Origin of the sequence: Paradesulfitobacterium ferrireducens (genome assembly GCF_017310645.1) — a bacterium.
GTDB classification, from domain to species: Bacteria; Bacillota; Desulfitobacteriia; order Desulfitobacteriales; family Desulfitobacteriaceae; genus Paradesulfitobacterium; species Paradesulfitobacterium ferrireducens.
In genome coordinates, this window is the sequence record NZ_JAFLRH010000025.1 from 46,470 (window position 1) to 58,632 (window position 12,163).

Below are 12,163 nucleotides of genomic sequence, written 5' to 3' on the forward strand. Positions count from 1 at the left end.
CCTTTTAACGAACTTTTTTGTTACATTTATTGTTACTTAGCCGTTACTCGGTCACCCTTAACAAAAATGGGCACTCCCACCCGGTCGATATGTTTCCTAAGCTCATCATGGTTTAAGTGGGAATAATCGACGATATCAAAGAAATAAGGCATAGGGCTCTCCTCTTCCAGCATGGCATGCAGGCGCGAGACGGTTGAGAAGGTGATAGAGTCCCCCCAGATGGCAATATCAACATCCGATCCTGATTTGTACGTTCCTTTAGCCCGCGAACCGAAAATAGCCGCCTTTTTAATCTCAGGAAATTGCTGCAAGCTCTTGATAATATAACTTAAATCCTCGTTGAGAAGTCCAAAACTCATCCTGCTTCCTCCAAGTAAGAGTTGAACTCACAAAGCATTGGGTAATAGTTACTACGAATAAGCCGTTCTGCTTCATTCGCGAAATTTTCGTCGTAGGTATGCGCCATGAGATTCCTCTTTTCCAATGCATCGATCCATACATGTCCATCTTGAATGATTTGCATTTGAAAGCCTGTTTGGATGGCCATCCGTGGGCTTTTAACCATAAAGCCCTGAAATTCCAAATAGTCTTTCATGGTCTTCCAGGCCAGCTCAAATGTATACTCGAAGCATTGGATAAGCCCTTGCTTTTCAAATTTATTGAGGTCCGGTTTTTCTATAAACTCTGTTAATTGATTAAGGGCTTTATGAAAGTTTGCCAATCTCTGATGCCATCGTATATTCTCTATGTGTTCCACGGTTTTATCACCACCGCCTTTCCAAGTCCCCATTTCCTATATATACCATATCACAATCTTTAACGATGTACAATTAGGTCTTTTCTCCATGCAATCATCACTCAGCTTTTACCGAACGGAAGAAACCTCAGCCCCCTTATCATCTAAATGTAAAGTAATACTCCCGTCTTCATCCGTGCGATATACCGGCACCTGGCGTTCCTGCCAATAGCGCAGGACCTCGGGGGCGGGATGGCCGAAGGAATTTTTCCCTACAGAAATAATCACCGCCTGAGGATGCACTTGCTCTAGCCAACTCTCATCCAGCGAATATTTGCTGCCATGATGAGGCTGCTTGAAGAAGGTGCTGTCAAAACTCTGACCCGTCTCGGCAATCTCCTTCATTTCTTCTGTTTCCATATCCCCGGTGAGAAGGACACTCTCTCCTTGATAATTAAGCTTAAGCACCAGGGAATTATTATTGGGATCCGAGCGGGTGTTGGCGAGTGTCTCTGCAGGAGCCAGCACTTCTAAGAAAGCGCCGGAGTCAAGCTCAATCTTGTCCCCCGACTGCAGCCTATACACTTCCTTCCCTTCCTGAGCAAAACTTAATAGATTTTCCTGCCAGTCCCGGCTTTCTAATCGTTCTCCAACATCCGGCACCCCGATCCAGCCTACCGGAATACTGTTAAGCACAGCTTTGGCTCCTCCGATATGATCCTCATGCTCGTGCGTAATCATCAGGGCATCCAGCTTGCCTATCCCTTCATTGAGCAGGTAAGGAACAATGATTCTCTCCCCGCTGTCGAAGCGCTCCGTTTGCGGACCGCTGTCAATCAGAAAGGTATGATCCTCCGGGGTGCGGATAATAATGGCGTCCCCTTGCCCCACATCAAGGAAAGTGACCTCCAGCCCGTGCTGCCGAACCCACGGGCTCGAAAGCAAAAGCGCGCCCGCAATGATTACTGCCCAGCGCAGCCTCCACTTCCCAGGAACCCGCTTCCAGTGCAAGACCAAGGCTCCCCACTTTGATTTCGCAGCTAGCCAATATAAACGCTTAAGCTGGACCCGAAAGATGAAAACAGCTCTCTTATGCCCCCACAGCCAAATTCCTATCCCTCCATACCAGAGAAGCCAGAAAAGAATGGATGGCCGCAATACCAGAACTTCAGCCCACGGCCAAGCTGCCAGCCAGGCCAAAAAACGGTCAACTCCATGCAAGAGCCAGAAACTTGCCTGAAAAAAGGGAGCAGCAAGCACAGGGCTAAATGAGAACATTACCCCGATTATTCCTAGTTCAAACACGGCCCCGACCGCAAACAGCACTCCTAAGTTGGCGAACAAGCCCACAAGGGATAGCCGGTGAAAAACCGTCATTAGAATTGGCAGAGTAGCAATCTGAGCGGCTAAAGTACTCGCGGCAGCCGTTCGAATAATTGACGGCATTTTGAGGAACGCTTTCAGTCCCGCCAGCCGGGGGCTGAGGACAATGATGCCCCAGGCCGCCGCAAAAGACAACTGAAAACCCACATCTTTCAAAACCAGCGGATTATGTACAAAAAGTATTCCGGCAGCCAGGTAAAGAAAACGCGAGCTTAGTACCCTGCCTTTGCCGAAATAACCGAAAAGTGCAGCGATGCCAAGAACGCTGGCCCTTACGACCGGAAGGCTGCCCCCACAGAGTACCGCATAGAAAACAAGGGTGGAGGCACTAAGTCCGATTCTCAAGGCTAAGGGAAAAAACCGGGTGATTCCCCACACCAAGACCAGGACAAAGGCCACATTTGATCCGGAAGCAGCGAAGATGTGCAGTACCCCGGTTTTGCGGTAGCGTTCCTGAACCTCAGCTTCAATCCCTCCGGAATCTCCGAACAGAATTCCTTCCAAAACGGCACTGTCTTGAGTTTCCCAGTTGGATAACACCTGTTTGACCTGCCGGCGCAAGCGCCAAGCAGCGGGTGGATTTCCAGTTGCTGCGAATTGAACATCGCCTTTGGCTGTAATGCTCCCGCTTAAGCCACGCACGGCATAATAAAGCTGGCGGTCAAACCCGCCCTTAACCCCCGACGGCTGGGGCTGCTCCAGACGTGCGCTCAAGAAAAGTTCGTCTCCGGGCTGAACGCGCTTCCAACCTTCCGGATAATTTCCATCTGCGCCTGGATACACCTTTAAGACATATTTACGGCCTTCAATGCCGGCAGAGCTAATCTCTAAATCTCCTTCGACTTGAACGACTCTTACGATTCCGGTAAGATAATCCTTCCCTTGCCGCCAATCTTCGAGAGCAACGGTGAGGGACACTCGATCCAGACTTAAAGGCCTGGGCAGATGAAGATCAGAGGTCAGGCCGTAAACAAATCCGGCCACAACCCCTGCAGCAAGCAATAAAATTTCCGGCTTGTGCAAGCGCCCGCTAAAATCCTGCGGCCGCCACAGCCACAATCTTAGCAGGAGAAGAATGATCAGCCCCAACACCCAAATCCTGGCCGCCGGCGGCAGAAAGACCGCTCCCGCCCCGCCCAGGATCACACTGAGATATCTCTTAGACCATAAATCTCTCATGGGCCGACTGTCACCATGGAACTCATCTTTTCAAAGGTCTTGGGGCCGATCCCCGAAACATCCATCAGATCTTCGGGCTGCATAAACGGACCGTGCTCGTCCCGGTATTGAATAATGCGTTCAGCCAATGCCGGCCCGATCCCCGGAAGCTTATCCAGCTCCGACGGTCCGGCCGTGTTAATATTGATTAAGGTGGATGAAGCAGAATCTGCAGGTATTGGGACATTTCCCGCGCTTGCGGCACTCCCTGAAGCACCTGCGGTTCCGGCAGATCCGTTGATTCCCGCCGCTCCTGTAGCTCCTGCCATATCTGAAGTTCCCAAGGTGCCGGGCACTCCTTGAGCTGAACCCGCCTTATACGGAACGCTGATCTTCTGCCCGTCTTTGAGGCGCTGGGCCGGATTGATCTGCTCAAGATTCGCTTCCGGCAAAGGCTCGGCTTCTTTCAAGGCATCATCCAGGCGGGCATCCAAAGGTAAACGCACCAGCCCCGGCTTTGCAACCGCCCCGGTGACATACACAACCAGCTGACGCTCCTCTGAGGCCACAAGTCCCGGCTTAGAAGCGGAACCCGACCCCGAACCAGGTATGATAAACATCTTCCAGGCTGCCCAGAAAACCAGTATCACCAAAGCAGTCCACCAGACCATGCGAAATCTGCGTTCCATTCGCCCCGCCCCCAGGAAAGAATCTGTTTTTGCACCATCCTTTTCAATTCGCTCTTATCTTTCCTTTTCCTTCCGCGAAAAAAGGATGATTATGTCAAAATAGGCACCGTACTCCCCCCATGCGGCATGACGTAAACAAATTCCGGTTCGGACCCGAGAATTTTAGCGGCTAGCGCCATTGCTTCCTCAGGGGAATGGGCCGGAATCATCTTCATTGCTTTCACATCCTTATCCGCGACAGAACTGATTAGAATGACCGGAGATCTTCGGCAAATACTCGCTGTCCTTAAGCTCACAAACCCCGGCATCGTAAAATCCGCATGAAGCTTGGCATTCATCTCCTCCAGATTGCCATGCTTAAAAAACTCCTGAAAAGGCCTGGAGCCGATTCCATCCGAGCATTCACTTATCAGGATAATCACTCCACCCTCCCTAACCGCGCCGGCCGCATTATCCAGAGCTTTCATGGCTTGGTAAAGCTGAATATCTTTGGGATAGCCGCCGCTTGAGACGATCACCAGATCGGCCTGTTCTTGAATCTCTATTTCAAAAATTTCCGCTGCGGCCTGACATCCCCCCAAATGGGCCTGTTCCAGCTCTCCCGCGGCGATATACACAAACTCCTTCTTCTCATTGACCACGACATTGATCATGAAATCCGCCCCGACTGTGCGCGCGATCTCCATCATGTCGGCGGCAACCGGATTCTCTTTCATATTTCCGGCCTTAACATTTGGATTAATTCCGGAGAGTCCTCCGTCTTTAAACGCCAGCCGGTGGTTTTGCTGGATGGTCTCGTAGCCGCAAACTCCGGGGGCAATCGATTTGCGTCCACCACCAAATCCTGCCAGCAGGTGATGAGTAATCCCCCCGGTAAGAATCACTCTATCCGCTTCCCAGACCCGGCGGTTGACTTTAATTCTGGTTCCCTGGGATGAGAAGCCTAAATCAACCAAATCCTCAGCCTTACAATCATGATCGATGATCCGGACTCTCTGCAAAACCCCTTCTCCACCGATTGCAATCATTTCTTCCCTCGTGTGAGGTCTATGATCCCCACCCGCAATCATAATGGTCATATCTTGATCCGGCACGCCGGCACTGTTTAAGACATCGAGCAAGACAGGCAATATCATATCCGTCTGCACCCAAAGCCGGGTAATATCACTCACGATGATAACCACTTTTTCCCCCGGTTGTACCACTTCCGCCAACGGAGCCGTTCCTATGGGATGCTCCAAGGCCCGCCGGAGAGCCTGCCCCACATCGGCAATCCCCTGACTGGCCTTGGCTTTAATCTCCATAACCCTCTGTGAGGGCGCAAGCTCGAATGCTAATTTATCCTTACCGTAAGGAAGTTCAACAACAGTCATATTTTCCATCGCCTCCCAAAGCGTAGTTCTAATACTAGGGTAACTACTCAAGTCAAGTAGTCAGGAACGTAAGTCTCCGGTGACGATGACATCCGGTGAATGTCATCGCCGAGGGCGAGCCCCTAAAGAAGGCTTACCGCCCGAGGATGACTTACGCCGTGAGGCCAAGCCATTGACAACTGCTTATGGCCGAACGGAGCAGAAGACAGGAGTCAGGATAAGGATCCGCCGATATAAACTATCGAAATTTAAGAGTTTGAAAAGCTCTATATATTCTGAATTCTGGCTCCTGAATCCTGAATACCTGAATACTTACCGGTCGACCTCATAAGCCATCTCCAAAAGCTGAACCGTATGCATAACCTTTACCCCGGCATGCTGACGGCTCAAGCCGTCCGCAATATGCATGCGGCAGGCGGAGCACCCGGTCACTAAAACCTCGGCGCCGGTTTGCTTAATATCCTCAATCTTATGGTCGTTAATTTTGGCGGAAATGTTATAGTGGTAGAGGCTGAATGAGCCCCCGCTTCCACAACAGGTATCCGGCTTAGCCATTTCTACGAATTCGACGCCCGGGATGCTCCGGATGATTTGCCGGGGCTGCTCTTTCACCTTGAGCCCGCGGACAAGGTGGCAGGGATCATGGTAAGTAACTTTGAACGAGACTTCATTCAGAGGGGGATTCAACCCCCTCTGAATGTTAGTCGAGTCCATACTGGACTTAACCGCCCTTTGGCGCCCGCCGCCTATAGAGGCGGGGGACTTAGGGCGGCTTAGTTCAGTGTTGAACGGCAAGCCCTTACCTTGAGTCCCATCCAGCAGCTTATCCTGAAACTCATCTTGAATCTTATCCCGGAACCCGTCCAGGGAGACCAGCACTTCAGTGATATCTTGGACCTTGGCCCCGAGCTTTTTGGCTTTCTCAGCGTAAACCGGGTCATCAGCGAGCAATTCGGCATACTCTTCCTTAAGGGTCAGACCACAAGTTCCACAGGCTACGACCACCGTATCAACTTGTTCTCTTAAAAATACATTAATATTGGCTCTGGCCATGTCCCGGGCAGACTCGTAATCCCCGTTGATGCGGACAGGAGCGCCGCAGCAGTTTTGGAGCGCAGGGATCACAACCTCTATCCCGTTGCGCTTAAGCACATTGACAACAGCCCTCCCTGTATCCGTATAAATATAGTTGATCATGCATCCTGTAAAAAAGGCGACTCTCTTTTTAGCATCTTCGACTTTCACGACCTCAGGATACTGAGATCGGAATGATTGGGGAGCAAGTGGCGCCAGAAGCCTCCTCCGGTCAAGCCCCAAGGGCATTCGCGGCAACATTCCCTGCCCGTGCGGGCCCTTGCGGAATACCAGCCCTTGGAAAGCGCTTCCCATCCGCATTGCGAAATTGAAGACCCACCGGTTTTTAAGAACGAACCGGAAAATCAACCTTTTAAGGAAGGGCAGTCCTTGCTTGCGCACGATTTCCGCGCGCGCAGCTTCCACCACTTTATCCACTTTGACCCCGCTGGGACAGTTGGCCACACAGGCCTTGCACATCAGGCACAATGACATCTTCTCGCGAAAACCATCGGTTAAGTCCGAGTCCTTATTAATCACAGCCCGGATCAGCATGACCCTGCCCCGGGCTACTGATGCTTCAGCCTGCAGCTCCTTAAAAACCGGGCACACACTTTGACAGGCGCCGCAGCGAATGCAGCGGATAACTTCTTTTTCCCAAGACGCAAGTGTTTGTTTCATAGCATCACTTCCCGAACATGACGCCGGGATTCAAAATGTTGTTTGGATCCAGCACTTGCTTAATCCGGCGTTGTATTTCCAGTCCGGCTTCTCCGGTCTGCAAGGTAATGAACTTAGATTTTACCCGGCCGATTCCGTGTTCGCCGCTTAAAGTTCCATCAAGTTTTACCGCCGCAATAAACAGTTCATCAATTGCCTTTTCCACCCGCGACCATTCCTCCCGGTCTGTTTCATCCGTGAGGATCGTGGCGTGCAGGTTGCCGTCCCCGGCATGGCCCAGAACCGCAATTATCACCTTATATTTGGCCGCTATGGCGCGAATCTGCTTGACCATTGCCGGAATATTGCTGCGTGGAACGGTCACATCCTCTCCAATAATCGTAGGCCGGACTCTGGAGACGGCGGGAAAGGCAGAGCGCCGTGCCCGCCACAACTCCTCCGCTTCCGCCGGGGTTTGGGCAATGCGAATTTGGATCGCACCGCTTTGCTTGCAAATCTCTTCGATCTTGTCAATTTGTTTGGCGAGGATTTGTCTATCCCCATCGACCTCAATTAAGAGAACGGCCTCAGCATCTGTGGGCAGCCCAACCTTGGCATATTCCTCGATGTTCCTGATATAAATATTGTCCAATAGTTCTAAAGTGGCAGGCACGACTCCCTTGGCAATGATTTCGGATACCGCCTCGCTCGCCTGCTCAAGCTCAGAAAAAACCGCCAGCATCGTATTTTTCGCTTCGGGCTTTGGGATTAGTTTAAGTATAATTTTGGTGATTACCCCCAACGTCCCCTCTGACCCGGTGAAAAGCTTGGTCATATCATAGCCGGTTACATTCTTGATGGTCTTGCCACCGGTGTTTATCACTTCCCCGCTCGCAAGCACGACTTCCAAGCCAAGCACATAGTCCCGGGTGACTCCGTATTTCACCCCGCGCGGCCCCCCGGCGCATTCCGCGACATTGCCGCCAATAGTTGACACGGCCAAGCTCGCCGGATCAGGGGGATAGAACAGTCCCAAGCGCTCAACTTCGCTCTGCAGGTAACCTGTAACCACTCCCGGCTCTACTACGGCAATCAAATTTTTGCGGTCGAGTTCCAGGATTTTGTTCATCCTCTTTAGCACAAGGATAATGGAATCCCCTACTGAAATCGTTCCTCCGCTGACATTTGTGCCCGCCCCCCTCGGAATGACCGGGATTTTCTCCTCATTGGCCAGTTTCAGAATCTTGGCTGTTTCTTCGGCATTACCCGGATAGACTGCAATTCCTGCTAAATCTTTCTTATTTGACTTTACAAACGAGGCATCATACGAATAACAATATAAATCCTCCAATGAAGTATACACATTGTCCTGACCAACGATTTCTGTGAGCCGTTGAATTATCTCTTGTTTCAAAAGAATTTCGCCTCCCTGATATGCAGGAAAAATCCAGTCAGGGTGAACCCGGGCTGGATTTCTTGCATGGCACCGCCAAGTGGCGGCCCTTAGACCGACAAATATTTGCGGCGTACTTCTTCATTCTCCTGCAATTCCTCAACCGTACCCGTGAATTGCACCCGTCCCTTCTCCAGGATGTAACAGCGGTCGGCTAAAGTAAGCGCTGATTTGAGGTTTTGCTCTGCCAGCAGAATAGAAATCCCGGATGCTTTCAGCTTTAGGATCTGCTCCTCTAATTCCTTAACAATCAAAGGAGCCAGTCCTTCGGTCGGCTCATCCAGAATGAGAAGTCGGGGATCTCCCAAGAGCGCGCGGGCAATGCTGAGCATCTGCTGCTCGCCCCCGCTTAAGTTCCCGCCGCGCCGGTTTCCGTATTTCTTTAGCACCGGAAACAATTCATACACCCGCTCCAAGGTCCAGCTGCCCCGCGCAGGCACGCCGGCCTGGGCTACTTCCAGGTTCTCCCTTACTGTTAAATCGGCAAAGATGCGGCGATCATCAGGAACAAACCGTATCCCTTGGGCCACCATCTTGCGGGTGGGCATCTTTGAGATGTCCTGCCCCCGATAGAGAATCTGCCCGCTTTGAGGCGGGGTCAACCCTACAATGCTCTTTAGGGTCGTGGTCTTGCCCACGCCGTTGCGTCCCAACAGGCAAACGGCTTCCCCTTGCTTCAGGCGGATGGATACGCCGAACAGAACATGGCTTAGCCCGTAGTACGTGTGGATATCCTTCACTTCCAACATCAGCCTGTCTCCCCTAAATAAGCATTTTGTACCGCCTTATCCCGTCGCACCTCATCTGGTGGTCCTTCGGCAATTGTCTGCCCTTGATGCAAAACCATCAAGCGTTCGGCCACGTCAAAGACTAAATCCATGTCATGCTCCGTAAGCAAAATTGTCAATCCTTCATTTTGGACTAAATTCTTAATGAGTTTCACAATTGTGCGTGTTTCCTCAGGCGACATCCCTGCGGTTGGTTCATCCAAAAGCAGAATTTCCGGCTGGTTTCCCAAAGCAATGGCCAGCTCCAACACTTTTTGATCCCCATAGGATAGGGCGTTGCACAAACGTTCACGATACGGGTAGAGATCCAACTTGTTTAAAACCTCGTTCGTCTCTTCGACCACTAATTTGCGTGCCGGGGTGAATAATTTATTGCTTTGACGGTAGCGGGCCAAGACAGCAACCTGCACGTTTTCAAAGGTATTTAGCTGGGGAAAAATGTTGATCAATTGAAAGGATCTGGCCACTCCTTTGCGGCAGATCGCATGGGGCGGAAGCCCGCCGATCTCTTCCCCCTTAAACAGGATCTGGCCTTTGTCCGGGCGCAGGTGGCCGGTAATCAGGTTAAACAGGGTGCTCTTGCCCGCTCCGTTCGGACCGATCACAGCCGTCACCTGTCCTTTGGTTACCGTGAGATTAGCCCTGGCAATGGCCTGAAAACCTGAAAAAGCCTTGGCAACTTGTTTAACCTGAAGCATTTGCTCCCCACCCTTCCTTGCTGACGGCGCGCCCTTTGAATAATTTGTCTTGCACAAAGCCTAAAATGCCCTGGGGCAAGACCAAGACCAGAATTAAAAGGGTTATCCCCAGTACCAACATCCAATATTCCGTGTAAGTACCGACTTTCATGGATAAAAACACAATGATCCCCGCTCCCAAAGCCGGGCCGTAAAAAGCGGTCAATCCTCCTAACAGGCACATGATCATGATTTCGGCAGACTCGCCCCAGGAAAGAATGGACGGGGATACCGATTTTTCCACGATCACAAAGAGCACCCCGGCAATCCCGGCAAAAAGCCCCGAAATGACAAAGGCGGCCAAACGGTGGCGCCGGATATTAATCCCCACGCTTTCACTGCGCACGGGGTTATCCCGTATGGCCATCAAAGTTAGGCCGAAGGGAGATTTCAGGATTAAATAAAGAATTGCCATACACACTGTTAAAACAGCCAAGGTTAAATAATAAGCAGCCTTGAGTGAGCTTAAACTTTCAGGCAAAGGTATGCCGTGCAAGCCGTCATCTCCCCCGGTGAGAGCAGACCAGCGGTAGATTATGGCCCAGACCAACTGACCGAGAGCCAAAGTAAGCATACCGAAATAAAGACCGCGCAAGCGTACACAAAACCAGCCAATCAGCACAGCAATTACGGCTGCAGCGACTGGAGCAGCCATTAGAGCCACAACGAACGGGACCGAGGTTTTATATAAAAGAATGGAAAATGTGTAAGCACCCACACCAAAAAATACTGCATGGTGCAACTGTAAGAGCCCGCCGAAACCCAGGATAAAATTGAGGCTGGTGGCAAGCAGGGCTGTTACAAAGATACTTGCGAGCAGGTACAAGTAATAGCGGGGCAACACCGGCGGCAGTGCAAGCAGTACGGCCAGCACGATGAATGGAATAATGCTGCGAAACTTCATGGGCTCCCCTCCCTTACCACACGGATTTAAGCAGGCCTGACGGCCTAATAATTAAGAGAAAACCAATGACTACATAAGGAACGACAATGGCAAAATTAGGCAAGAACAAGACGCCAAGAGCTTCTGCCACCCCCAAAATCAAGGCGCTGATCAGGGTTCCCCATATGTTGCCCAGTCCCCCTACGACTACCACCAGAAAGGCATAAACTACCATGCTGGCATCCATACCTAAACCGATGTTAACCATCGGGGCCATCAGCGCTCCGCCGAGACCGGCAAGCCAGCCTCCTAAAGCAAAAACGGTTCCAAATACCCTGGTACTGTTGATACCCAGGACATCTACCATCTGACGGTCTGTAGCCGTAGCCCGGCATATTTTTCCCGTCACCGTCCGGGTAAGGAACATCCATAAACCCAAAGCAACCAGCGGCCCGACAACCAGCATAAAAACGTAATACACCGGAATCACAATTCCGGCCACAGACAAATTACCAATAAAAGCAGCAGGTACTGACACTGACTTAAACTCTGTACCCCAAAGGATTTTCACCAAGTCTCCGAGAATCAGCACCAGGGAATAAGTAAGCAACATTTGGATCAAGTGTTCTTTGCCATAGACAAAACGCAGCAATCCGCGCTCTATGATGAGGCTGAACGCCGCCACGATTAAAGGGGCTACAAGCAAGGCCAGCCAAAATCCTGCAGGACTCTGCTTGCCTAGCATATCAGCCACGGTAAAAGCCAAAAAAGCTCCCAACATGTAGAAAGAACCGTGCGCAAAATTTATAATCCGAAGCACACCAAAAACTAAAGTCAGACCAGCCGCTACAATAAAATACAGCATACCCCGGCTTAACCCCAGTACCAATTGACTGACCAAGGCAGAGGCATCCATCCTCATCCCCCCATCCCCAAAGATGCAAGGGGCGGCCGAAACCGCCCACCTTCAAAGAATTCAGGAGTCAGTACTCAATCAGTACTCAGAATTCAGGAGTCAGACTCCCATGCCGCTATGCGGCACCACTGATGGATGAAAATAGCCAAGGTGCATTACCCGCTCACCACGCGCCGGAGCTGTTCGCTTGTTGATTCAGCTACAGCGCCAAACCTTAGGGTAATACCTGAAGTGAACCGTGACGCTGCTTAACGCTGAATCAACTGCGCTCTCGACGCTCCTCTGCTCTACGGTTCGCTAAGTAATTGCCCCT

The 12,163-nt window shown here is 51.1% G+C and carries 11 protein-coding genes; all 11 read right to left on the bottom strand.

What is annotated here, in order from left to right:
• Nucleotides 1-32: 32 nt before the first annotated feature.
• The 11 genes from J0X21_RS10090 to J0X21_RS10145 all read right to left on the bottom strand — a co-directional run bounded on the left by J0X21_RS10090 (nucleotide 33) and on the right by J0X21_RS10145 (nucleotide 11,850).
• Nucleotides 33-359 (bottom strand): nucleotidyltransferase family protein, encoded by a 327-nt coding sequence (locus J0X21_RS10090; protein WP_206812082.1) that lies wholly within the window; start codon nucleotides 357-359, stop codon nucleotides 33-35.
• Nucleotides 356-790: a nucleotidyltransferase substrate binding protein gene (locus J0X21_RS10095; RefSeq protein ID WP_206812083.1), complete on the bottom strand. Its 435-nt coding sequence runs from the start codon at nucleotides 788-790 to the stop codon at nucleotides 356-358. Before J0X21_RS10095 ends, J0X21_RS10090 begins: the two co-directional genes overlap by 4 nt.
• 75 nt (nucleotides 791-865) lie before the next feature.
• Complete coding sequence (locus tag J0X21_RS10100; RefSeq protein ID WP_206812084.1) at nucleotides 866-3,298, bottom strand: DNA internalization-related competence protein ComEC/Rec2; 2,433 nt, start codon at nucleotides 3,296-3,298, stop codon at nucleotides 866-868.
• Nucleotides 3,295-3,966 (bottom strand): helix-hairpin-helix domain-containing protein, encoded by a 672-nt coding sequence (locus J0X21_RS10105; protein ID WP_206812085.1) that lies wholly within the window; start codon nucleotides 3,964-3,966, stop codon nucleotides 3,295-3,297. The genes J0X21_RS10100 and J0X21_RS10105 overlap by 4 nt, the downstream gene beginning before the upstream one ends.
• Nucleotides 3,967-4,055: 89 nt before the next feature.
• On the bottom strand, nucleotides 4,056-5,339 hold the full coding sequence (larAH10, locus tag J0X21_RS10110) for an NPN-dependent 2-hydroxyacid racemase, LarAH10 family (protein ID WP_206812086.1): 1,284 nt from the start codon (nucleotides 5,337-5,339) through the stop codon (nucleotides 4,056-4,058).
• 312 nt (nucleotides 5,340-5,651) lie between these two features.
• Entirely contained in the window at nucleotides 5,652-7,094 is a 1,443-nt protein-coding gene (locus tag J0X21_RS15730) for a (Fe-S)-binding protein (protein WP_236006200.1), read from the bottom strand.
• A 4-nt stretch (nucleotides 7,095-7,098) separates the two neighbouring features.
• Nucleotides 7,099-8,487 carry an FAD-binding oxidoreductase gene (locus tag J0X21_RS10125; protein ID WP_206812087.1) on the bottom strand — a complete coding sequence of 463 codons (1,389 nt, stop codon included), beginning with the start codon at nucleotides 8,485-8,487 and terminating at the stop codon, nucleotides 7,099-7,101.
• A gap of 89 nt (nucleotides 8,488-8,576) precedes the next feature.
• Nucleotides 8,577-9,275 carry an ABC transporter ATP-binding protein gene (locus J0X21_RS10130; RefSeq protein ID WP_206812088.1) on the bottom strand — a complete coding sequence of 233 codons (699 nt, stop codon included), beginning with the start codon at nucleotides 9,273-9,275 and terminating at the stop codon, nucleotides 8,577-8,579.
• A complete protein-coding gene (locus J0X21_RS10135; protein WP_206812089.1) occupies nucleotides 9,275-10,012 on the bottom strand; it encodes an ABC transporter ATP-binding protein in 738 nt (245 codons plus the stop codon). Before J0X21_RS10135 ends, J0X21_RS10130 begins: the two co-directional genes overlap by 1 nt.
• Nucleotides 9,999-10,955, bottom strand: a complete 957-nt coding sequence (locus J0X21_RS10140) for a branched-chain amino acid ABC transporter permease (protein WP_206812090.1) — start codon at nucleotides 10,953-10,955, stop codon at nucleotides 9,999-10,001. The genes J0X21_RS10135 and J0X21_RS10140 overlap by 14 nt, the downstream gene beginning before the upstream one ends.
• A 13-nt stretch (nucleotides 10,956-10,968) precedes the next feature.
• The gene (locus J0X21_RS10145) at nucleotides 10,969-11,850 is read right to left on the bottom strand and encodes a branched-chain amino acid ABC transporter permease (RefSeq protein WP_206812091.1); all 882 of its coding nucleotides are present in this window, start codon (nucleotides 11,848-11,850) and stop codon (nucleotides 10,969-10,971) included.
• Between the last annotated feature and the right edge of the window lie 313 nt (nucleotides 11,851-12,163).